The 20,796-nt window shown below is 69.6% G+C and carries 23 protein-coding genes; 15 read left to right on the forward strand and 8 right to left on the reverse strand.

Annotation, left to right across the window (positions count from 1 at the left end):
• The first annotated feature begins 32 nt into the window (after positions 1-32).
• Positions 33-197, forward strand: a complete 165-nt coding sequence (locus tag JDV09_RS27685; protein WP_504740348.1) for a DUF8730 family Cys-rich protein — start codon at positions 33-35, stop codon at positions 195-197.
• A gap of 171 nt (positions 198-368) precedes the next feature.
• Positions 369-1,553: an alpha/beta hydrolase family protein gene (locus JDV09_RS08540; protein ID WP_221368717.1), complete on the forward strand. Its 1,185-nt coding sequence runs from the start codon at positions 369-371 to the stop codon at positions 1,551-1,553.
• A gap of 13 nt (positions 1,554-1,566) precedes the next feature.
• Here JDV09_RS08540 and JDV09_RS08545 read toward each other — a convergent pair whose 3' ends face one another.
• Entirely contained in the window at positions 1,567-2,472 is a 906-nt protein-coding gene (locus JDV09_RS08545) for a universal stress protein (RefSeq protein ID WP_221368678.1), read from the reverse strand.
• Positions 2,473-2,602: 130 nt separating this feature from the next.
• Between JDV09_RS08545 and JDV09_RS08550 the strand changes: the two genes are divergently transcribed.
• The 3 genes from JDV09_RS08550 to JDV09_RS08560 all read left to right on the forward strand — a co-directional run bounded on the left by JDV09_RS08550 (position 2,603) and on the right by JDV09_RS08560 (position 5,531).
• On the forward strand, positions 2,603-3,337 hold the full coding sequence (locus tag JDV09_RS08550; protein WP_255605027.1) for a ZIP family metal transporter: 735 nt from the start codon (positions 2,603-2,605) through the stop codon (positions 3,335-3,337).
• A gap of 129 nt (positions 3,338-3,466) precedes the next feature.
• A complete protein-coding gene (locus JDV09_RS08555) occupies positions 3,467-4,153 on the forward strand; it encodes a peroxiredoxin (protein WP_221368719.1) in 687 nt (228 codons plus the stop codon).
• A 106-nt stretch (positions 4,154-4,259) separates the two neighbouring features.
• Positions 4,260-5,531, forward strand: coding sequence for a hemolysin family protein (locus tag JDV09_RS08560; RefSeq protein ID WP_221368679.1), 1,272 nt, complete (start codon positions 4,260-4,262; stop codon positions 5,529-5,531).
• Here JDV09_RS08560 and JDV09_RS08565 read toward each other — a convergent pair.
• From JDV09_RS08565 to JDV09_RS08575, 3 genes are all read right to left on the reverse strand, one after another.
• Positions 5,497-8,256 (reverse strand): cation-transporting P-type ATPase, encoded by a 2,760-nt coding sequence (locus JDV09_RS08565; RefSeq protein ID WP_221368680.1) that lies wholly within the window; start codon positions 8,254-8,256, stop codon positions 5,497-5,499. The two genes, JDV09_RS08560 and JDV09_RS08565, sit on opposite strands and share 35 nt — an antisense overlap.
• The gene (locus JDV09_RS08570) at positions 8,256-8,879 is read right to left on the reverse strand and encodes a universal stress protein (protein ID WP_308124059.1); all 624 of its coding nucleotides are present in this window, start codon (positions 8,877-8,879) and stop codon (positions 8,256-8,258) included. The genes JDV09_RS08565 and JDV09_RS08570 overlap by 1 nt, the downstream gene beginning before the upstream one ends.
• Before the next feature lie 94 nt (positions 8,880-8,973).
• Positions 8,974-9,855 carry a universal stress protein gene (locus tag JDV09_RS08575; protein ID WP_221368682.1) on the reverse strand — a complete coding sequence of 294 codons (882 nt, stop codon included), beginning with the start codon at positions 9,853-9,855 and terminating at the stop codon, positions 8,974-8,976.
• Between the two features lie 181 nt (positions 9,856-10,036).
• Here JDV09_RS08575 and JDV09_RS08580 point away from each other — a divergent pair, with 181 nt between their 5' ends.
• The 9 genes from JDV09_RS08580 (at position 10,037) to truA (ending at position 16,733) form a co-directional block, all read left to right on the forward strand.
• The gene (locus tag JDV09_RS08580; RefSeq protein WP_221368683.1) at positions 10,037-11,731 is read left to right on the forward strand and encodes a SulP family inorganic anion transporter; all 1,695 of its coding nucleotides are present in this window, start codon (positions 10,037-10,039) and stop codon (positions 11,729-11,731) included.
• Positions 11,732-11,988: 257 nt separating this feature from the next.
• Positions 11,989-12,210 carry a translation initiation factor IF-1 gene (gene infA / locus JDV09_RS08585; RefSeq protein WP_003418601.1) on the forward strand — a complete coding sequence of 74 codons (222 nt, stop codon included), beginning with the start codon at positions 11,989-11,991 and terminating at the stop codon, positions 12,208-12,210.
• Positions 12,211-12,256: 46 nt separating this feature from the next.
• Positions 12,257-12,370 (forward strand): 50S ribosomal protein L36, encoded by a 114-nt coding sequence (gene rpmJ, locus JDV09_RS08590; protein ID WP_003879483.1) that lies wholly within the window; start codon positions 12,257-12,259, stop codon positions 12,368-12,370.
• Between the two features lie 159 nt (positions 12,371-12,529).
• A complete protein-coding gene (rpsM, locus tag JDV09_RS08595; protein WP_221368684.1) occupies positions 12,530-12,904 on the forward strand; it encodes a 30S ribosomal protein S13 in 375 nt (124 codons plus the stop codon).
• Between the two features lie 6 nt (positions 12,905-12,910).
• On the forward strand, positions 12,911-13,324 hold the full coding sequence (gene rpsK, locus JDV09_RS08600; protein WP_221368685.1) for a 30S ribosomal protein S11: 414 nt from the start codon (positions 12,911-12,913) through the stop codon (positions 13,322-13,324).
• Positions 13,325-13,343: 19 nt separating this feature from the next.
• Positions 13,344-13,949, forward strand: coding sequence for a 30S ribosomal protein S4 (gene rpsD / locus JDV09_RS08605; protein WP_221368686.1), 606 nt, complete (start codon positions 13,344-13,346; stop codon positions 13,947-13,949).
• Positions 13,950-14,027: 78 nt separating this feature from the next.
• On the forward strand, positions 14,028-15,080 hold the full coding sequence (locus JDV09_RS08610; protein WP_221368687.1) for a DNA-directed RNA polymerase subunit alpha: 1,053 nt from the start codon (positions 14,028-14,030) through the stop codon (positions 15,078-15,080).
• Between the two features lie 68 nt (positions 15,081-15,148).
• Complete coding sequence (rplQ, locus tag JDV09_RS08615; RefSeq protein ID WP_221368688.1) at positions 15,149-15,790, forward strand: 50S ribosomal protein L17; 642 nt, start codon at positions 15,149-15,151, stop codon at positions 15,788-15,790.
• 10 nt (positions 15,791-15,800) lie between these two features.
• Positions 15,801-16,733 carry a tRNA pseudouridine(38-40) synthase TruA gene (truA, locus tag JDV09_RS08620; RefSeq protein ID WP_221368689.1) on the forward strand — a complete coding sequence of 311 codons (933 nt, stop codon included), beginning with the start codon at positions 15,801-15,803 and terminating at the stop codon, positions 16,731-16,733.
• Positions 16,734-16,881: 148 nt separating this feature from the next.
• Here the strand turns inward: truA and JDV09_RS08625 are convergent, their stop codons facing one another.
• The 4 genes from JDV09_RS08625 to JDV09_RS08640 all read right to left on the reverse strand — a co-directional run bounded on the left by JDV09_RS08625 (position 16,882) and on the right by JDV09_RS08640 (position 20,109).
• A complete protein-coding gene (locus JDV09_RS08625) occupies positions 16,882-17,538 on the reverse strand; it encodes a cutinase family protein (RefSeq protein ID WP_221368720.1) in 657 nt (218 codons plus the stop codon).
• 116 nt (positions 17,539-17,654) lie between these two features.
• On the reverse strand, positions 17,655-18,320 hold the full coding sequence (locus JDV09_RS08630; RefSeq protein WP_221368690.1) for a cutinase family protein: 666 nt from the start codon (positions 18,318-18,320) through the stop codon (positions 17,655-17,657).
• A 24-nt stretch (positions 18,321-18,344) separates the two neighbouring features.
• Positions 18,345-18,974, reverse strand: coding sequence for a cutinase family protein (locus tag JDV09_RS08635; protein WP_221368721.1), 630 nt, complete (start codon positions 18,972-18,974; stop codon positions 18,345-18,347).
• An 82-nt stretch (positions 18,975-19,056) separates the two neighbouring features.
• On the reverse strand, positions 19,057-20,109 hold the full coding sequence (locus JDV09_RS08640; RefSeq protein WP_221368691.1) for an EamA family transporter: 1,053 nt from the start codon (positions 20,107-20,109) through the stop codon (positions 19,057-19,059).
• 94 nt (positions 20,110-20,203) lie between these two features.
• Here JDV09_RS08640 and JDV09_RS08645 point away from each other — a divergent pair, with 94 nt between their 5' ends.
• Positions 20,204-20,755 carry a CGNR zinc finger domain-containing protein gene (locus JDV09_RS08645; RefSeq protein WP_221368722.1) on the forward strand — a complete coding sequence of 184 codons (552 nt, stop codon included), beginning with the start codon at positions 20,204-20,206 and terminating at the stop codon, positions 20,753-20,755.
• The last annotated feature ends 41 nt before the right edge of the window (positions 20,756-20,796 follow it).

Consider the following 20,796-nt stretch of genomic DNA (forward strand, 5'->3'; position numbering starts at 1 on the left):
ACTTTCACACCAACCCGATCAGGAGGAATCTCATGTGTTACACGGCCGTCTGCCCGGTATGCGGAAAGACCACGTGGCAGGGATGTGGGCAGCACGTCGACGAGGTGATGCGCAACGTCCCGCAGGGGCAGCGGTGCACCTGTCCGCCGAGTGGGGATACCGGTGGAGCGGCGCCGCGCCGTCGCCGGTGGTTCTGACATCGCGCGATGTCTGTTGCGGGTGCACCGGTGACCAAGGTCTCCTGCGGAACCGGCGACGGTGCCGCTAGCGTCGGTGTCGTGGACGTTCCCGAATCCGAGGAGCCGGATCCGCAGACACGCAAACCCGTGACGGGGCGTGTGCCCGGGGCGGAGCATCTGCGCACGGTGATGCGGCCGTTGACCCGGGCCGGGCGGTACTACGCGCGGTCGTGGCGGGACTACCTCGACGACGGGCCCGCGCAGATGCCGATCGCCCGCCCCACGGTCGCGCTGGCCGCCGAGGCGCTGCGCGACGAGGTGGTGCTGCTCGGTCTGCGGGTGCGCCGTCCGGTCAGCGAACCGCAGGCCTTCGAACGAATCCACACCGAGGTGGTCGACGCCCTCGACTTCTATGGCGAGCGTGGCTTTCTGGACGACCCGGCGGATTTCTTCCGGGCGCCTGGGCCGCTGAAGAACGTCGAGGTCACACCCGTGCGCCGGCGCAACAGGTCCTACTTCCGGCTGAGATGGGACAGTGCTTACCGCCCGCTGCCCGGTGCGCCCGGGGGCAAGCGCTGGCTCGGATACCATTCTGTGTGTCACGGGTACGGGCTGCTGCTGCGACACCGCGAGCCGAGGCCGTGGCTGGTGTGCATCCACGGCACCGAGATGGGTCGCGCGGCCATCGATCTGGCCCTGTTTCGGGCGTGGTATCTGCATGAACGGCTGGGTTTGAACGTGGTGCTGCCGGTCCTGCCGATGCACGGGCCGCGGGCCAAGGGGCTGCCCAAGGGGGCCGTGTTCCCCGGTGAGGACATTCTCGACGACGTCCATTCCACCGCCAACGCGGTGTGGGACGTCCGCGGCCTGCTGGGCTGGATCCGCCGGCAGCAGCCCGGCGCGGACGCCGGCCTGTACGGATTGTCGCTGGGCGGCTTCGTCGCGGCGCTGGTCGCCAGCCTGGACGACGACCTGACCTGCGCCGTTCTGGGCGTGCCCGTGGCCGATCTCGTCGAGCTGCTCGGCCGGCACTCCGGACTGCATCGCGACGACCCGCGACGCGAAACCATCGACCTGGCCCGCCCGCTCGGCCGGATGATCTCGCCGTTGGCGCTGACGCCGCTGGTCCCGGAGCAGGGGCGGTTCATCTATGCGGGGCTCGCCGACCAGGTGGTGCATCCGCGTGACCAGGTCCAAAGGCTCTGGGAACACTGGGGTGAACCCAACATCGAGTGGTATCACGGTGGTCACGCGGGCTTCTTCCAGTCCCGGCCGGTGCAGCGCTTCGTCACCGACGCGCTGGTGCAGTCCGGTCTGGTGGCCGAAACCGGCGAGGGGGAGCCCCCCGATCAGCGGGGCACACTGACCGGCTGAGGGCCCGTGCCGGTCAACTCCGGCGTGCGACGATCACCGGTATCTGTGCCGAATTCACGATCGCGCTGCCGACCGATCCCAACAGCATGCGCGAGGCGCCGCGGCCGTGACTGCCGACCACCACGAGCTGTGCCGAATCGGCATGCTCGAGCATTCTGGGTGCCGGGCGGTCGGCGACCACCACCCGGTGCACGGTGACGTCGGGATACCGGGTCTGCCAGCCGGACAGCCGCTCGGCGAGCACTTCCTCTTCCTCGACCTTGATGTTGCGCCATTCGATGGGTGCCCAGTTGATCTTCGGGAACTCCAGCTTTCCCATGTCGGTCCAGGCGTGCAGCGCGACCAGGTCGACGCCGCGGCGCGACGCCTCGTCGAAGGCGATCGCGGTGGCCCGCTCCGAGGCCGGAGAACCGTCGACACCGACCAGCACGGGTGCCTGCGGGGACGGCTCGACCTCGCCGTGGATCACCGCGACCGGGCAGTGGGCGTGGTGCACCAGGCCGGAGCTGACCGACCCCAGCACCGCCCGGGTCACCGCGCTCTCCCCGAGGCAGCCGACCACCACCATGGTCGCCGACTTCGACATGTCGACGAGCATCGGGGCGATCGGTCCGGCATGCACCTCGGTGCTGATCTGCGACGCGCGATCCGGCGAACTCGCCCCGACGGCGAGCTTGTAGGCCTGCTCGATGGCCTGCTTGGCCCGTTCGTCCTCGGCGCGGGCATAGCCGGCCGGGAAGTCCGGCACCGGATACGAGGACATCACCAGCGGCGGCTGCACATGGACCAGCCGCAACGGAAGCCCGCGCAATTCGGCGTCGCGGGCCGCCCAGGCGACGGCGGCTCGGGACGACGCCGAGGCGTCGACGCCCACGATGATCGCGCCGGTGGGTGGTTCCCCGGTGATGTCGCTGGTCATGGTTCCCCTCCTCGTCGCCCGGGTGGGCGAGGCTATCGCGCGTCGACGCCGCGATTCCGGAGTCGATGGTCGGCGACGTCAGGGTCTTTGGGCCCGACTCCCGCCGTCATGGTAGCGATACCGTCGGTTGATGCCGGTGCTGTTCTGGATCGTCGTGGCAGGTTTGGCGATGAGCGCGTTGGCGTTGGTGGGCAGCGTCGCGCTGCTGATCCCCGACCGGCTCTTCACCAGAATCGTCATGCCGCTGGTGGCACTGGCATCCGGCGCGCTGCTCGGCGGTGCGCTGTTCCACATGCTGCCCGAATCACTGTCGGTCACCGGCGATCCGCTCGAGGTGTTCGTGTGGTTCGCCGCCGGAATCGTCGTGTTCCACATCCTCGAGCAGTTCCTGCACTGGCATCACTGCCACCGTCCGGTCGATCAGCACCGGCCGCTCGGCTATCTGATCCTGGTCGCCGACAGCCTGCACAATCTCATCGGCGGTCTGGCGGTGGGCGGCGCCTTCGTGGTCGACGTCCGGCTCGGGGTGGTGACGTGGATCGTCGCGGCCGCGCATGAGATCCCGCAGGAACTCGGTGACTTCGGCATCCTCGTGCACAGCGGGTGGTCGGTGCGTCGCGCCCTCGTCTACAACGTCGTGTCGGCGCTGACCTTCCTGGTCGGCGGCGTGCTCGCGTACTCGTTCGCGGGACGGATCGACATCGCGGTGCTGATTCCGTTCGCCGCGGGCAACTTCGTCTACATCGCGCTGGCCGATCTGCTGCCCGAGATCAACACCTCCCCGGCCGCGCTGCAGAAGCTCGCCTACAGCACCAGCTTCGTCGTCGGACTGGTTCTGCTGTGGGGCGTCGCACAGGTGTCCTGACCCACACCGGCACCCCTGGACCTTATACCCCTGGGGGTATAAGGTCGGAGGTGAACAGTTCGCAGAGAGAGGATCATCATGACCGCCGTCGGAGCCCACGAAAACCACGCAGCCCAAGCCGCCGCCGCGATGCCGCGGATCGGGGATCCCGCGCCGTCGTTCACCGCGGCGACGACCCAGGGCGACATCAACTTCCCGGCCGACTACGCCGGCAGGTGGGTCATCCTGTTCTCCCACCCCGCCGACTTCACCCCGGTGTGCACCAGCGAGTTCATGACCTTCGCCTCCATGCAGGAGGAGTTCGCCGCCTACAACACCGCGCTGGTCGGGCTCTCCGTCGACGGCCTCTACAGCCACATCGCCTGGCTGCGCACCATCAAGGACAAGATCGAGTTCCGCGGCATGCGTGACGTCGAGGTCACCTTCCCGCTCATCGAGGACATCTCGATGGAGGTCGCGCAGAAGTACGGGATGATCATGCCCGGCGAGGACTCCACGAAGGCCGTGCGCGCGGTGTTCGTGATCGACCCGAAGGCCGTGATCCGCACGATCATCTACTACCCGCTGAGCACCGGACGCAACTTCGACGAGCTCCTGCGCGTGGTCAAGGCCCTGCAGACCGCCGATCACTTCGACGTGGCCACCCCGGCCGACTGGCGTCCCGGTGACCCGGTGATCGTTCCGCCGGCGGGCTCCTGCGGCACCGCCAAGGACCGGATGGCCGGCGAGGACGAGGGCGTCACCTGCGCGGACTGGTTCTTCTGCACCAAGGAGCTACCCGCCGAGGAGGTGGAGGCCGCGATCCGGCACCGCTGAGACGCAGGTCTCGGCACGTGCCGCGACGGACCCCTTGCGCTGCCGGTGACGGCCGAGCAGGGTCGTAGCCGTGGCCAGGACGACGGTGAGCGGCGGGTAGCGCCCGGTGCACGGCTACTGGCTGGATCTCGCGCTGGTGGTGTTCCTCGTCCTGGTCAACGGCCTGCTCGCCGGCAGCGAAGCCGCGTTCATCTCGCTGCGCGAAGGGCAGATCCGGGAATTGGAGCGCCGGGGCGGGCGCCGCGACACGCTCGTCGTGCGACTGGCGCGGGAACCCAACCGTTTCCTGGCGACGATCCAGCTGGGAATCACGCTCGCGGGTTTCCTCGCCTCGGCGACCGCCGCGGTGACGCTCGCCGCCCCGCTGACCGCCCGGTTGGACTTCCTCGGGTCCGCCGCGGCGGCGGTGAGCATCGCCGTCGTCACGGTGATCGTCACCGCGTCGACGCTGGTGGTGGGGGAGCTGGCCCCCAAACGGCTCGCGATGCAGCACGCGCGCCGGTGGGCGGTGATCGTCGCCGCCCCGCTCAATGCGTTGTCGGCGCTCACCGCCCCGGTGGTGTGGCTGCTGGGCAAGGCCACCGACGGGATGGTCCGGCTGTTGGGCGGAGACCCCCACGTGGGGCGCGAGGAGCTGACGTTCGACGAACTGCGGCAACTGATCTCCAGCCACGGCGGTCTGACCGCCGAACAGCGCACGATCATCTCCGGTGCCCTGGAGATCCACGAACGCGCGCTGCGCGAGGTCGTCGTGTCGCGAGTGGCGGTCTTCCGGCTCAACGGCGACATGCCGGTGCCGGCCGCCCGCACAGCGCTCGCCGAGTCGGGCCACACCCGGGCCCCAGTGGTGACCGCGGGCGAACTCGACGACGCGATCGGCATGGTGCACCTGCGGGATCTCCTCGGGGACGACGGCATCGTGTCCGACGTCGCCCGCCCGGCGCTGAGCCTGCCCGACAGCATCCGCGTCACCGCCGCGCTGAATCGGCTGCTCGCCGAACACGAACAGTTCGCGCTGGTGATCGGCGAACGGGGCGGTGTCAGCGGCATCGTCACGCTGGAAGACCTGCTGGAGGAGATCGTCGGCGAGATCTACGACGAAGCCGACGAGGACATCCGGTCGGCCCGGATGCTCCCCGATGGAGCGCGAATCCTGCCGGGCGCCTTCCCCGTTCACGATCTGGTGGACGTGGGCGTCGACACCGCCGGATTTCCCCGGGGGAGCTACACGACCATCGCGGGACTGGTGTTGTCGATTCTGGGCCGCATCCCGACGACCCCGGGTGACCACGTCGACGTCGCCGGCTACCGCATCGACGTCACCGCGGTGGACAGGCACGCCATCACCGAGGTGCGGCTGAGCCCCCGGCGTCCGTGACGGTCGTCGACCGGGCCCGTTGCCGTGCCCGCACCCATTTCTCGGAAGCGACCACGAGGCTGGCGAGCACGGCGATGGCGAAGATGCGCAACCAGACGTCGGCGCCCAGCGGCGCGGTCTGAAAGATCGTGTTCATCGCGGGCAGATAGGTGATCGCGACCTGCGCGACGGCCTGCACGGCGACACCGAGGATCAGCCAGCGGTTGGTGAAAAGGCCGATCCGCCAGGCCGATCGCGTCAGCGACCGGCAACTGAACAGGTAGAACGCCTCGACGACGACGAACACGTTCAGCGCCGCGGTGCGCGCCTCGGCCAGCGAGGCGCCGTTGGCCAACTCCCATTCGAACAGCCACCAGGATCCGGCGACCAGCAGACCGGACACCAGCAGAATCCGGCCCACCAGCGCGCGGGTCAGCAGCGGCTCGCCGGGATCGCGGGGAGGCCGGGCCATGATGCCGGCCTCCTTCGGTTCGAAGGCCAGCATCAGACCCAGCGCCACCGCGGTGGTCATGTTGATCCACAGGATCTGGGTGGGCAGGATCGGCAGCATCGCGCCCAGCGCGATCGCCACCAGGATCACCAGTCCCTCGCCGATGTTGGTCGGCAGCGTCCAGGTGATGAACTTGGTGAGGTTGTCGAAGACCCCGCGGCCCTCCTCGACCGCCGCCTCGATCGTGGCGAAGTCGTCGTCGGTGAGCACCATGTCCGCCGCGTCCTTGGCGACCTCGGTGCCGCCGCGGCCCATCGCGACACCGATGCTCGCCTGGCGCAGCGCCGGCGCGTCGTTGACGCCGTCGCCCGTCATCGCGACCACATGCCCCTTCGCCTGCAACGCTTCGACCAGGCGCAGCTTCTGCTCCGGCGATACCCGCGCGAAGACGCTGGCGTCCTCGACCAGGTCGGGGAATTCTTCGGCACCGAGCGCGGCGAGGTCGCTGCCGGTCAACACCGTTCGCTTTCCCGGTTCCACGTGGTCGAGGACCCCCACCGACGAGGCGATCGCACTGGCGGTGCCCTGGTGGTCGCCGGTGATCATCTTCACCGCGATACCGGCCGAATGACAGGCGGCCACGGCCCGCATCGCCGCCTCCCGCGGCGGATCCAGCATGGCCTGCAGGCCGGTGAACGCGATCGTCCCCGCCAGCTCGTCGTCGGAGAACCCGGACGGTTGCGCCGACGCCGACACCCCGCACGCCAGCACCCGAAGCCCCTCGGCGGCAAGCGCTTCGGCCGCTGCCGCCACCGCGGGCCGGTCGAGCGGCTGCAGCGTGCCGTCGGGGCCCACCTGCCCGGCGCACAGGTCGAGCATCCGCTCGACCGCGCCCTTGACCAGTACGACGTGGCGGTGCGGTCCGAGCCGGTGCAGGGTGGCCATGTACTGGCGTTCGGAGCTGAACGGAATCGTCGCGATGCGGGGGAACTCGCCGGCGAGCACATCGGCGGGCAGGCCGGCCTTCGCGGCGACGACGAGCATGGCGGCCTCGGTCGGGTCCCCGGCGATGTGCCAGCGCTGCCCGTCGTGCGCCAGCGCCGCGTCGTTGCAGGCCGCGCCGGCGACCAGGGTCCAGTACAACGCCTCGTCGGCGTCGGCGGCGACGGTCTCGCCGGCGCCGGTGACCAGTTCGCCGGTGGGGGTGTAGCCGGAGCCGGTGGCCGCCACCATCTGCCCGCCCGCCCAGATCTTGCGCACGGTCATCTGGTTCTCGGTCAGTGTGCCCGTCTTGTCGGCGCAGATCACCGTGGTCCCGCCCAGCGTTTCGACGGCGGGCAACCGGCGGATGACCGCGCGGCGCCTGGCCATCCGGGAGACCCCGATGGCCAGCGTGATCGTGACGGCGGCGGGCAGGCCTTCGGGGATGGCGCCCACGGCCAGCGCGACGGCCGCGGTGAACGTCTCCACGGCATCCTGCCGGCGCGCCAGGCCGAGTGCGAACGTGGCGGCGGCCAGCGCGAGGATGCCGACCGTCAGGATCCTGCTGAACCCGGCGAGTTTCGCGGTCAGCGGTGTGTCGAGCGCCTCGGCGGCGCCGACCAGCCGGTGGATCTCGCCGATCTCGGTCTCCGAACCGGTGGCCACCACGATTCCGGCCGCCGACCCGGCGGTGGCAAGCGTGCCCGAGTAGACCATGTTGCGGCGATCGGCCACCGGGGTGGTCTCCGGCAACACCACCTCGGTCTTGTCCACCGGCGCCGACTCGCCGGTCAGCGTGGACTCGTCGACGCGCAGTTCGCTCTCCCGCAGAAGCCGGATGTCGGCGGGCACCTTGTCCCCGGCGTCGACCAGGACGAGATCGCCCGGTACCAGTTGATCGGAGGCGACCGTGCGCTCCCGGCCGTCACGGACCACCCTGGCCTGGGTGCTGACCATGGCACGCAGGCTCTGCAGGGCGGTCTCGGCCTTCGTCTCCTGGACGAATCCGATGATCGCGTTGACCACGACGACCGCGAAGATGACCGTGGAATCGACGTACTCGCCCAGCGCCGCGGTCACCGCGCCGGCCACCAGCAGCACGTAGATCAGGGGATGGTGGAACTGCCGCAGGATCCGGATGAGCAGGCCGGAACCCCGGGGTGCGGGCAGGGTGTTCGGCCCGAACTGCTCCAACCGTTGCGCGGCGACCTCGCCGGACAGCCCGAGATGCGGGTCGGTCTGCAACAGCAGGACCACTTCGTGAGCGGCCAGACCGTGGTGGGAGCCCGGCGCTACCGTGTCCGGCACCGCCATCACCGCACCGGGTGGGGCGGCTCGACGACGAGCACCGGAACCGTCGAGTGTGTGACCAGATCGTTCGAGACGCTTCCCAGCAGGTGGCGGGACAGGCCGCGGCCGCGGCGGCCGACGACCAGGATGTCGATGCCCTCCCGCTCGGCGAACTCACGCAGGGCGGATCCCGGCGCGCCGACGAGCACCTCGGTGCGGACCGGACCCGTGATGTCCACCGGGGCCGCTGCCGCCCGGAGTCGCCGCGCGGCCGCGTCCATCTCGACCCGGTCGGTGTCCTCGGCCGCCTCGTAGTGCACCACTTCGGCCAGTACCAGCAGGCTGCACTGCGATCCGAGCATCCGCAGCGCGGTCGCCAGCGTCTGCTCGGACTCCGGCGAACCGTCGAGGCCGATCAGGACACGTGGTCCGGCATCCGGCGGCGGAGTGCCGGACGCCGGTGCAGGTCCGGCGAATCCGGGGCGTCGCCGGACCCGCTCTACCGCGATGGGGAAGAACAGTGGGCCCAGGGGCACGGCGAGCAGAATCCAGAGCGGGTCGTAGCCGCGGCGTGCCATCCACACCCCCGACAGCAGGCCGATCAGTCCCCAGGCGATGATCAGCACCAGGACCGTAGCTGCGTTCACCGTTCCAGTGTCTCGGCTCGACATTGCCGGCGCTAGGCCCACAAGACGACTCGGGACGGGGTCTTTGGCCCCTAATCGTGCCGGGGAACCCGGGTCAGGATGAGCGCGCGACGATCACCGGGGTGCGGGCCGACTGGGCGACCGCGGCGCCGACGGACCCGACGAGCATGCCGGCGAAACCGCCGCGGCCGTGGCTTCCGACGACGACCAACTGCGCGGACTCCGCCTGTTCGAGCAGCTGATGGGCGGGACGGTCGCGCACCACCACCCGCTGCACTTCCACGTCGGGATAGCGCTCCTGCCAGCCGGCCAGCCGCTCGGCCAGCAACTCCTCGGCGCGGGGACGGAACGTCATCCACTCTTCGTTGGGGAACGCATACACCGTCGGATCGCTCCACGCGTGCACCGCAACCAGACCCACCCCGCGCCTGGAAGCCTCGTCGAAGGCGATCGCGACCGCGGTCTCCGAGGCGGACGACCCGTCGATGCCCACCACGACGGGGGCCTGCTCGGACTGCATCTCCGGATCCGCCTGCGGGTGGATCACCGCGACCGGACAGTGGGCGTGGTGGACGAGTCCGGCGCTGACCGAACCGAGCAGCGCGCGGCCCACTCTGCCGAGCCCACGACTGCCCACGACGAGCAGTTGAGCGTCCTTGGACAGGTCGACCATGCTCGCCACGGGGTTGCCCTCGGCGACGTGCTCACCGACGGTCAGCGGTCCCACATTGGCGGCCGCCTGCTCGGCGGCCATCGTCGCCTGCTGCAGGATCTCGCGCCCGTGCTGCTCGGCGGCCTGTTCCAGATCGTCGGAAACGGAGACTTCGTACCAGGTGCGGGCCCGCGCGTCCGGCCGGATGTAGGCCAGCGTGAGCGGAACTTCGTGCAGGACCGCTTCCCGCGCTGCCCACTCGACGGCCAACTCGGCCTCCGGCGAACCGTCGATCCCGACCACGATCCCTCGATGTGACGTCATGATGAACTCCTCGAAGCGACGATCCGCTGTGGTGGCGGAGATGAGTCGAGGATAGATCGAGGGGGTTGCGGGCACTGGAGGCATTCGTCATCCGCGGGCAGGGTCCAACGGCCCCTGCCCGGCGAACCGCCGATGGCCTAGCGTCGAACCCGGGTTGGACAGCCGGACGCCGAGGAGGGCCATGGTCGCCGCCACGCGGGTGACGGACGCGCTGCCGGGGTTGGCCAACTTCCGCGGCTATCCGCGCGCGGCGTGGCGGGGCGACGTCCTGGGTGGCCTGACCGTCGCGGCCTACCTGGTGCCCCAGGCCCTGGCCTACGCGACCCTGGCCGGGCTGCCGCCGGTGACCGGCCTGTGGGCGGCGCTGCCCCCGCTGGTGATCTATGCGTTCCTGGGATCGTCGCGCCAACTGTCGATCGGCCCCGAGTCGACCACGGCGTTGATGACCGCGGTCGTGCTGGCATCCACGGTCGGCGCCGCGGACTCGGCGCGGTATGCCGCGACGCTGGCGCTTCTCGTCGGGGTCGTCTGCGTCGTCGCCGGGTTGCTGCGGCTGGGATTCCTGGCCAATCTGCTGTCGCGCCCGGTGCTGGCGGGCTATATGGCCGGGATCGCGGTGATGATGGTGGCCAGCCAGCTGGGCCGGCTGGCCGGTGTCTCGGTGTCGGGTGAGTCGGTGACCGCGCAGCTGAGGTCCTTCTTCGCCGAGATCCACCAGTTGCACTGGCCCACGGTGACCCTTGGTGTGTCGGTGCTGGTGTTGATCTTCGCGATCGATCGGTGGGCGCCCCGCCTGCCGGGTCCGCTGATCGGCGTGCTGGTCGCCACGGCCCTGGTCGCGGTGTTCGCGCTGTCGCGCAACGGCATCGCGGTCGTCGGCGCGATACCCTCCGGGTTCCCGGCTCCGGTCTGGCCGGCGGTGTCGGGTGAGGCGGTCCGCGACCTCGCGGTGCCCGCGCTCGGCATCGCCGTCGTCGCGTTCTCGGACAACGTGCTGACCGCGCGGGCGTTCGCGGCGCGAACCGGTGCGGAGATCGACCCCCATGCCGAGCTGCGCGCCCTGGGGGTGTGCAATCTGGTCGCCGGCGTGTTCCGCGGCTTCCCGATCAGCTCGAGTGGCAGCCGCACGGCGCTGGCTCATGCCGCCGGGGCGCGCACCCAGATGTACTCGCTGGTGGTGTTCGTGGTCGTGACCGGCGCACTGCTGGTCGGGGGCAACGTCATGGCCGCCATTCCGTCCGCCGCGCTGGGAGCGCTGGTCGTCTTCGCGGCCACGAAGCTGGTGGATGTCGCCGAGTTCCGCCGGCTGGCGCAGTTTCGCCGCAGCGAGTTGTTGATCGCGCTGGCGACGACGGTGGCGGTGATCGCGTTCGGCGTGCTCTACGGCGTCGTCGTGGCGATCGGGCTGTCGGTTGCCGACCTGCTGCGCCGCCTGGCGCACGCGCACGACAGCGTGCAGGGCCTGGTGCCCGGGTTGGCGGGGATGCACGACGTCGACGACTATCCCGAGGCGGCGGTGATCCCGGGACTCCTGGTCTACCGCTACGACGCTCCGTTGTTCTTCGCCAACGCGGCCGACTTCCGTCGCCGCGCGCTGGCCGCGGTGGACCAGTCTGCGCCACCGGTGCACTGGTTCGTGCTCAATGCGGAGTCCAACGTCGAGGTCGATCTGACCGCGCTGAGCGCGTTGGAGCAACTGCGGGTGGAGTGTCAGCGCCGCGGAATAGTGTTCGCGATGGCCAGGGTGAAACAGGATCTGCGGGACGCGCTGGCGGCGGCGGACCTGCTCGACAAGATCGGTCCGGACCGCATCTTCGCGACGCTGCCGACCGCCGTCGAGGCCTACCGGCGTCACCAGTCCGACGATGGTGGCTGACCGCGCCTCGTCGGTGTGGTGCCGAAGCCTTCGCAAGGCCTTCGCAAGCTGCCCCGTGCGTTCGGCCGATTTTTGGAGCCTGGCCTCGGAGGGGGTATCGTAAACCAACGGTGCGGCTTCCGCGCCGACTTCTTGCGTGCCCTGTCAGGAGTTCCGGGAATTCCGAAGATCCGGCCCACGTTTTCAAGTCGGAACGAAGGCTGCGCCGAGCAGGCCAGCAAGCCGACACGAAACGAAAGCAAGGATCGCCGAACAGTATGGCCAAGAAAGACGGTGCCATCGAGGTTGAGGGTCGCGTAGTCGAGCCCCTGCCCAATGCGATGTTCCGCATTGAGCTGGAGAACGGACACAAGGTCCTCGCCCACATCAGCGGAAAGATGCGGCAGCACTACATCCGCATCCTCCCCGAGGACCGCGTCGTGGTGGAGCTCTCGCCCTACGACCTGTCCCGCGGCCGCATCGTGTACCGCTACAAGTAGACACACATCCCCACCAGCCTGAGTACACAGAAGGATCAAGCAAGCCGTGAAGGTGAACCCGAGCGTCAAGCCCATCTGCGACAAGTGCAGGGTGATCCGCCGGCATGGGCGGGTCATGGTGATCTGCTCTGATCCCCGCCACAAGCAGCGGCAGGGCTAGCACCACCCGAGCAGTACCGAAGCAGTACCCACAACTGAATGCAGACCTCCCAGTTCCACTGAACGGATACGCCGTTCAGCACGTCCGGTACGGAGGCCGGACCCCATCAGCGGGAACGGACTGGGATCAGACCTCCGCAGAACACGAGGAATGGCACACATGGCCCGTCTTATGGGCGTCGACCTCCCGCGCGACAAGCGCATGGAGATCGCTTTGACCTACATCTACGGCATCGGCCGTACCCGGTCCCAGGAGATCCTGGAGGCCACCGGCATCGGCCGGGATCTGCGCACCAAGGACCTGACCGACGATCAGGTGACGCAGCTGCGCGACTACATCGAGGGCAACCTCAAGGTGGAGGGTGATCTGCGCCGCGAGGTGCAGGCGGACATCCGCCGCAAGATCGAGATCGGCTGCTACCAGGGCCTGCGGCACCGCCGTGGCCTTCCGGTGCGCGGCCAGCGGACCAAGACCAACGCGCGCACCCGTAAGGGCCCCAAGCGCACCATCGCCGGCAAGAAGAAGGCCAGGTAACCCCTCATGGCACCAGCAAAAAAGGCTGCCGCCCCCAAGCGCGGGCAGAAGACCCGTCGTCGGGAGAAGAAGAACGTTCCCCACGGCGCCGCTCACATCAAGAGCACGTTCAACAACACGATCGTGTCGATCACCGATCCGCAGGGCAATGTCATCGCCTGGGCCTCGTCGGGTCACGTCGGCTTCAAGGGGTCGCGTAAGTCGACCCCGTTCGCCGCGCAGCTGGCCGCCGAGAACGCCGCCCGCAAGGCGCAGGAGCACGGCGTGAAGAAGGTCGACGTCTTCGTCAAGGGCCCGGGCTCGGGCCGCGAGACCGCGATCCGCTCACTGCAGGCCGCCGGCCTCGAGGTCGGCGCCATCTCCGACGTCACCCCGCAGCCGCACAACGGCTGCCGTCCGCCCAAGCGGCGCCGGGTCTAGGAAGTAGGGACAAAGAACCATGGCTCGTTACACCGGACCCGTCACCCGCAAGTCGCGCCGCCTCGGCGTCGACCTCGTCGGTGGTGACCAGTCGTTCGAGAAGCGCCCCTACCCGCCCGGCCAGCACGGTCGCGCGCGGATCAAGGAGAGCGAGTACCGCCAGCAGCTGCAGGAGAAGCAGAAGGCCCGCTTCACCTACGGCGTGATGGAGAAGCAGTTCCGTCGTTACTACGACGAGGCGGTCCGTCAGCCGGGCAAGACCGGTGACAACCTGCTGCGCATCCTCGAGAGCCGGCTGGACAACGTCGTGTACCGCGCGGGCCTGGCCCGCACCCGCCGGATGGCGCGTCAGCTGGTCAGCCACGGCCACTTCACCGTCAACGGTGTGAAGGTCGACGTCCCCAGCTACCGGGTGGCGCAGTACGACATCATCGACATCAAGGACAAGTCGATCAACACGCTGCCGTTCGAGGTCTCCCGCCAGACCGCCGGTGAGCGCCCGATCCCGGCGTGGCTGCAGGTTGTCGGCGAGCGTCAGCGCATCCTCGTGCACCAGCTGCCCGAGCGCGCGCAGATCGACGTCCCGCTCACCGAGCAGCTGATCGTCGAGCTCTACTCGAAGTAACGCATCCCCGGGTCACCCGACCCGTGGATCACCTAACGGCATCAAATAGCGGTTGCCGAGAAGGAGAAAGAAACACCCATGCTGATTTCTCAGCGCCCCGCCCTGACCGAAGACGTCAAGGCCGAGAACCGTTCCCAGTTCGTCATCGAGCCGCTGGAGCCCGGTTTCGGCTACACCCTGGGCAACTCGTTGCGGCGTACGCTGCTGTCGTCGATCCCCGGCGCGGCCGTCACCAGCATCCGCATCGACGGTGTGCTGCACGAGTTCACCACCGTTCCCGGGGTCAAGGAGGATGTCACCGACATCATCCTGAACCTCAAGGGTCTCGTGGTGTCGTCCGAGGAGGACGAGCCGGTCACGATGTACCTGCGCAAGCAGGGTCCCGGTGAGGTCACCGCGGGCGACATCGTCCCGCCGGCCGGGGTCACCGTGCACAACCCGGACATGCACATCGCGACGCTGAACGACAAGGGCAAGCTCGAGGTCGAGCTGGTCGTCGAGCGCGGCCGTGGCTACGTGCCCGCCGTGCAGAACAAGGCCTCCGGCGCCGAGATCGGCCGCATCCCGGTCGATTCCATCTACTCGCCGGTGCTCAAGGTGACCTACAAGGTGGAGGCCACCCGCGTCGAGCAGCGCACCGACTTCGACAAGCTGATCCTCGACGTCGAGACCAAGAACTCGATCACCCCGCGCGACGCGCTCGCCTCGGCCGGCAAGACGCTGGTCGAATTGTTCGGTCTGGCACACGAACTCAACCTCGAGGCCGAAGGCATCGAGATCGGTCCGTCGCCCGCCGAGGCCGACCAGGCCGCGCACTTCGCGCTGCCGATCGACGACCTGGACCTGACGGTGCGGTCGTACAACTGCCTCAAGCGCGAGGGTGTGCACACGGTGGGCGAGCTCGTCGCCCGCACGGAGTCCGACCTGCTGGACATCCGTAACTTCGGCCAGAAGTCCATCGACGAGGTGAAGATCAAGCTGCATCAGCTGGGTCTTGCGCTCAAGGACAGCCCGGCCAGCTTCGATCCGTCCGAGGTCGCCGGCTACGACGTCGCCACCGGCACCTGGAACAGTGACGCCGGCTACGACCTGGACAACGACCAGGACTACGCCGAAACCGAACAGCTCTAACCCAACAGCTTCAAGCCGTCCCGGTCCTACCTGATACGGGGGCCGGCCCCACTTAGGAGATAGTCGCAATGCCCAAGCCCACCAAGGGCCCTCGCCTCGGCGGGTCGTCCTCGCACCAGAAGGCGCTGCTGGCCAACCTGGCCACGTCGCTCTTCGAGCACGGCCGTATCAAGACCACCGAGCCGAAGGCCCGGGCGCTGCGGCCGTACGCGGAGAAGCTGATCACCCACGCCAAGAAGGGCACGCTGCACAATCGGCGTGAGGTGATGAAGAAGATCCGCGACAAGGACGTCGTGCACATCCTGTTCGCCGAGATCGGACCGTTCTACTCCGACCGCAACGGCGGCTACACCCGCATCATCAAGGTCGAGAACCGAAAGGGCGACAACGCCCCGATGGCGGTCATCGAGCTGGTGCGGGAGAAGACCGTGACCTCGGAGGCGGAGAGGGCCCGCCGGAGCCGCTCCGGCGGCGACGTCAAGTCCGGCGCGGCGGCCTCGCAGGCCAAGCCCGCCCCCGTCGTCGAGGAGGCCCCGGCCGAGGAGACCCCGGTCGCCGATGCCGTGGTCGAGGACGAGGCCATCGCCGACGAGGCCTTGGCCGAGGAGCAGACAGCCGACGCCCACACCGCTGAAGCCGAGGTTGCCGACGAGGCCGAGACCCCTGCCGAAGACGCCCCGGTCGAGGATGCCAAGGCTGACGACAAGTAGCAGTCGACCCATGGATGAGCCCGCCATCGATTCCGGTGGCGGGCTTGTTCATTTGTCCTCCTCGCGTGCGGGTGATCTTTTGTCCTCCTCGCGTGCGGGGGTTCGCCTGCGGCTCGACATCGCCTACGACGGCACCGATTTCGCCGGTTGGGCCACCCAGGCGGGGCAGCGCACCGTCGCCGGCGTCATCGACGACGCGCTGTCGACCGTGTTCCGCCTACCGGTGCAGGTGCGCGCTGCCGGGCGTACCGACTCCGGTGTGCACGCCAGCGGCCAGGTGGCCCACGTCGACATCCCCGACGCCGCACTGCACCATGCCTACCCGCGGACCGTGCGGGCCGGCGAGGCCGAGTTCGCAGCGCTGGTGCGACGGCTGGGCCGGATGCTGGCCGAGGATGTCCGAATCGTCGGGATCGACCGCGCACCACCGGGTTTCGATGCGCGTTTCTCTGCGCTGCGCCGCCACTACGTCTATGCGCTGTCCACCGCGCCCTATGGGGTCGAACCCCGCGAGGCCCGGTTCGTGACCGCCTGGCCCCGTCGGCTCGACGTCGACGCGATGGCCGCAGCGGCTACCGGACTACTGGGGCTGCACGACTTCGCCGCCTTCTGTCGTCCGCGCGCGGGGGCGACCACGATCCGCCAGCTGCAGCGCCTCGACGTGGTGGGCGACGGGGACCGGATCACCGTCCACGTCAGCGCCGACGCATTCTGCTGGAACATGGTGCGTTCCCTGGTCGGCGCGCTGCTCGCGGTCGGGGAGGGTCGCCGGGATCCCGACTGGTGTATTGCGCTGCTCACCGCGTCCAGGCGGTCCAGCGACTTCGCCGCCGCGCCCGCGCGGGGGTTGACGTTGGTCGGGGTGGACTACCCGCCGGATGCGGGATTGTCGGCGCGCAACGCCGTCACCCGCGATCTGCGCACCGCCGACGAGATCGGCTGATACCGGGCGCGGTGGCCGGTGTGGCTGAAACGGCACAGCCAGGTCCGACAATTCCGGGCCCCCCGACTCAGCACGCACATCTCTGCAGTCCAAACCCGAACAACGCCAAGTCAACCCGCTGCGACACCGGGCGGAGGGCCGAGACGGGTCAGAGCCGGCCCGCGATGAAGTCGGCGGCCTGGTTGACCATCCCGGCGCCGATGTACGCGGGTGCCAGGTGGGCGGGCCAGTAGTCCTGCCAGTTCTCCGGCGCGGTGGGATTGCAGATCGGGTCGTCCCCGTGGCACAGCTCGATGATCCGGTCGCGGATCGCCGGGTTGGTGAACGACGCGATCGGTCCGACCCACTGGCTCCCGTTGCCGAACAGCGCGACTGCGGCGATGTGCTGGTCGGCACCGGTGGGCAGCGGGTTCTTGAAGCCGAAGGCCGCGATCGGCACGGCGAGCACCACGTCGGTGACGGCCGCACCCAGCGAGTAGCCGCCCAGGACCAGCCGGGTGTCGGGGCAGTTGCCGACCATGTACTTGATCCGGTTGCTCATGTCGTTGGCGCCCTGGTCGACCTCGATATCGGCGGGATAGTTCACCGCGTACAGCGCGACGTTCTTGCCGGTCCGCTGCCGGACCGCGCTGACCAGCGCGTTGCCTATCTGTCCCGCGCCTGCGGGTTCGACGCGCCCGCGCGCGAAGATCAACTCCACCTCGGGACACGCCGCCGACGCCGTCGGCAGCAGGGCCTGCGCACCGTGCGGCAGCAGCGCGGGGGCCAGGGCGGCGGCCAGCGCGAGCAGCAGCGCCCCCGCCATCGCCAGTGGCCGGTGCCGCCGGCCGCGCTCAGCGCTCACCCAGCCGATACTAACGGCGCAGGCGAAAGCGGGCAGCTACTCGGACCGTTCCGGCTGCGAGGCCGGCGGGCAGCCGATCAGACCCGTCCGGCCGCGAAGCCGGCGGCCTGGCCGATGAACGGAGACGATTCGTAGTTCGTATGGGCGAACGGGTTCCGGCCGTCCGAGCAGATCGGGTCGCCGTCGGCGCACAGGTCGATCGCCTTGCCGGCGAACGCGCCCCGCCCCGACACCGGGTTGCCGAACTTCGTCGCCGGGTTGCCGAACACCGCGACGGCGGCGATGTTGCCGTTGAGGCCCGCGGCCAGCGGGGGAGCCGAGCCGATATCGCCGATCTTGTTGCCCAGCGGCGGTACCCCGGCCAGCATGTCGACCACGGCCGCGCCCTGGGAATAGCCGCCGAGCACGATGCGGGTGCCCGGGCACTGCTGAGCCATCATCGCGATGTGGCCGGCGGCGTCGTCTGCGCCGCTGGCGGCGTTGAGGAAGTCGTAGCTCGCCGGGTAGTTGACGCCGTAGGTCCCGACGGACAGTCCACCGAGGTGCGAGCGCAGCGCATCGGCCAGCGCCAGCCCGACCCGCCCGACGCCGGCCGGCTCACTGGTCCCACGGGCGAACACCACCTCGACGTCGGGGCATCCCTGCGCGGCGGCGGTCGGAAACGGGGCGACGAGGGCAGCCACCGGGACGGCCGCGGCGGCGAGAGCCACCGTGATCCGGCGGCAGAGTCGATCAAAAGGCACAAGACACCGTAGCGCACAGCCTTCTCATAGGAGACCGGCAACGAATCCTGCGGCCTGGTTCGCCAGGCCGGACGGGACGTAGTTGCTGTGGGCCGGGATATCGTCCCCGTCCGAGCACACCGGGTCCCCGGCGGTGCACAGGTCGATGGCCCGTGAACCCCAGACCGAGCTGGCGGTCAGCGGCACCCCCAGCTTGGTGGTCGGGTTGCCGAACACGGCGATCGCGGAGACGAAATCGGGGGCGTTCGGCGGCAGCGGGTTGTTGAACCCGACCGCCGGGAACGGCACCGCGGAGACGATGTCGATCACCGCGGCGCCCTGGGAGAAGCCGCCGAGCACCAGTCGGGTGTCCGGGCAGTTGGCCATCATGTACTGGACGCGCGCGCTGGCGTCGTTGGCGCCACCCGCGGCGGCCAGGAAGTCGAAGCTGGCCGGATAGTTGACCGCGTACGCGCCGACCGAGCGCCCGCCGACCTTGCCGCGCAGCGAGTTGACGAACGCGTCGCCGACCCGGCCGAGACCGGGGGTGTCGTCGGTGCCGCGGGCGAAGATGACCTCGATGTCCGGGCAGCCCTGGGCCTGCGCGACCGGGGCGGCGGGGCCGGTGAGCACGGTGGCGGCGGCGAAGATCGCCGCCGCCACCGTGGACAGCATCCGGGGGATCAGGCGTACCGGGCGGGATTCAAGATCGCGCGTCACGCCGTCGATGGTAGCCAGCCGGCCTGCCGGTCGCCCGTTATCGGGACAGCTCGGCGATCGGGACGTCCGGCCAGGAGACCGGCGCCTGCCCGCCGTGTTCCTCGCTGCGGTCGCCCTGACGGGCCAACGCGAGCCCCACCAGCACGATCGCGCCGCCGACGGCCTGGGCGGCGGTCATCGCCTCACCGAGCAGGATCCAGGCGGCCAGGACGGCGAACATCACCTCGGACAGGCCGACGAGCGATGCGAACCGCGGCCGCAGCTTGGCGACTCCGACGATGCCGAGCGTGTAGGCGATGGCCGTGGGGAACAGGGCCAGCGCGATGACCGGCACGATCCACGAGGTCGTCATCCCGGCCACCACGGTGTCGTGGGTGGTGAAGGTCAGCGGCATCAGCCCGGTCATGCCCAGGGCGGCCACTCCGGCGGCGCCGACGACCAGGCCGCCCGCGGCCAGGGTGATCGGGTGCAGCGGCGCCGCACCGTCCTCGCCGTGTGTGGTCGAGGTGTCCGACCAGAGGAAGTAACACGCCGCACACACCGCCGCGGCCAGGCCCCAGCCGACGCCGACCAGGTTGATGTTCGTGGCCGCCAGGCCGTGCGGGCCGACGACGCCGAGCACCAGCATGATGCCCGCGACCGCAAGCGCGACCCCGCCGAGCGTCAGGTTGGTGGGCCGCCGGCGGGTCGTCGCCCACAGCCAGCCCACCACCAGGATCGGGGCGGTGTACTCGAGCAGCAGCGCGACGCCGACCGACAGATGCGCGACGGCGTTGTAGTAGAACAGCTGGGCGCCGGCGATCGGCACCAGGCCGTAGAGCACCACCGTCTTGGCGTGTGCGCGCGCCTCGGCGAGCCAGCCGGGCCGTGCGATCGAGGCGAACAGGGCCATCGCCACCGCGCCGCCCGCCAGCCGGGCGGTGACCGCTGCGGTCGGGCTCCACCCGGCCTCCATCAGGGCCTTTGCGAACGGTCCGGACGAACCGAAGGCGAACGCCGAGCCGATCGCGAAGAGTAGACCCAGCTTGAACTGCTGCGACGGCTCGACCCTGGCCCGCAGGGTCGGGGTATGCGTGTTCCTGGTAACCATGGGTCCACCTCCAGCCGGTCGGGTTGACGTGTCGTTGTAAGGAGTAAAATGTCTGTTGGTCATGACACTAGCCGGAGAGGGGGTCATGAGTCAAATGCTTTTCAGTCATGACACTGAGCTCACGTTGCGCGCCGCGAGTGTCCTGATCAACAGCAACCGGGTCGACGGCGAGCAGCTCGGTGACCTCGCTGCGCTCGACGAGTACCTGGACCACTTCGGCTGGACCGGGCGACGGGACCACGACGCGGCCGAGCTGGCCGGCGTGCACCAGCTGCGGGAGCGGCTGGGCCGGATCTGGGAGGCCGCCGAGGACGAGCCCCGAGCGGTCGGACAGGTCAACGCGCTGCTGAGCGACATGCGTGCCTCGCCGTGGCTGACCCGCCACCCGGAGATGCCGGAATGGCACCTGCACCTCGCCTCGATCCACGACCCGCTGTGGCAGCGGATGGGGGCCGAGATGGCGATGGCCTTGGCCGACCTGATCCGCGCCGGCGAGCTGCGCCGGCTCAAGATCTGCGCGGCCCCCGACTGCGACGCGGTGCTGGTCGACCTGTCCCGCAACCGCTCCGGCAAGTTCTGTGACACCGGCAACTGCGCCAACCGCCAGCACGTCGCGGCCTACCGGGAGCGCCGCTCGAACAAGTGATCCGGCCCCTGCCCACCCGCCGTTAGGCTGGCCCGGGGGAG

Source organism: Mycolicibacterium xanthum, from assembly GCF_019710635.1.
GTDB classification, from domain to species: domain Bacteria; phylum Actinomycetota; class Actinomycetes; order Mycobacteriales; family Mycobacteriaceae; genus Mycobacterium; species Mycobacterium xanthum.

Coding starts and splice junctions, on each gene's coding strand:
- JDV09_RS27685 (WP_504740348.1), top strand. CDS start 33: ATGTGTTACACGGCCGTCTGCCCGGTATGCGGAAAGACCACGTGGCAG.
- JDV09_RS08540 (WP_221368717.1), top strand. CDS start 369: ATGCGGCCGTTGACCCGGGCCGGGCGGTACTACGCGCGGTCGTGGCGG.
- JDV09_RS08545 (WP_221368678.1), bottom strand. CDS start 2,472: ATGACCAGCGACATCACCGGGGAACCACCCACCGGCGCGATCATCGTG.
- JDV09_RS08550 (WP_255605027.1), top strand. CDS start 2,603: ATGCCGGTGCTGTTCTGGATCGTCGTGGCAGGTTTGGCGATGAGCGCG.
- JDV09_RS08555 (WP_221368719.1), top strand. CDS start 3,467: ATGCCGCGGATCGGGGATCCCGCGCCGTCGTTCACCGCGGCGACGACC.
- JDV09_RS08565 (WP_221368680.1), bottom strand. CDS start 8,256: ATGGCGGTGCCGGACACGGTAGCGCCGGGCTCCCACCACGGTCTGGCC.
- JDV09_RS08575 (WP_221368682.1), bottom strand. CDS start 9,855: ATGACGTCACATCGAGGGATCGTGGTCGGGATCGACGGTTCGCCGGAG.
- JDV09_RS08580 (WP_221368683.1), top strand. CDS start 10,037: ATGGTCGCCGCCACGCGGGTGACGGACGCGCTGCCGGGGTTGGCCAAC.
- infA (WP_003418601.1), top strand. CDS start 11,989: ATGGCCAAGAAAGACGGTGCCATCGAGGTTGAGGGTCGCGTAGTCGAG.
- rpsM (WP_221368684.1), top strand. CDS start 12,530: ATGGCCCGTCTTATGGGCGTCGACCTCCCGCGCGACAAGCGCATGGAG.
- rpsK (WP_221368685.1), top strand. CDS start 12,911: ATGGCACCAGCAAAAAAGGCTGCCGCCCCCAAGCGCGGGCAGAAGACC.
- rpsD (WP_221368686.1), top strand. CDS start 13,344: ATGGCTCGTTACACCGGACCCGTCACCCGCAAGTCGCGCCGCCTCGGC.
- JDV09_RS08610 (WP_221368687.1), top strand. CDS start 14,028: ATGCTGATTTCTCAGCGCCCCGCCCTGACCGAAGACGTCAAGGCCGAG.
- rplQ (WP_221368688.1), top strand. CDS start 15,149: ATGCCCAAGCCCACCAAGGGCCCTCGCCTCGGCGGGTCGTCCTCGCAC.
- truA (WP_221368689.1), top strand. CDS start 15,801: ATGGATGAGCCCGCCATCGATTCCGGTGGCGGGCTTGTTCATTTGTCC.
- JDV09_RS08625 (WP_221368720.1), bottom strand. CDS start 17,538: ATGGCGGGGGCGCTGCTGCTCGCGCTGGCCGCCGCCCTGGCCCCCGCG.
- JDV09_RS08635 (WP_221368721.1), bottom strand. CDS start 18,974: ATGCTGTCCACGGTGGCGGCGGCGATCTTCGCCGCCGCCACCGTGCTC.
- JDV09_RS08640 (WP_221368691.1), bottom strand. CDS start 20,109: ATGGTTACCAGGAACACGCATACCCCGACCCTGCGGGCCAGGGTCGAG.
- JDV09_RS08645 (WP_221368722.1), top strand. CDS start 20,204: ATGCTTTTCAGTCATGACACTGAGCTCACGTTGCGCGCCGCGAGTGTC.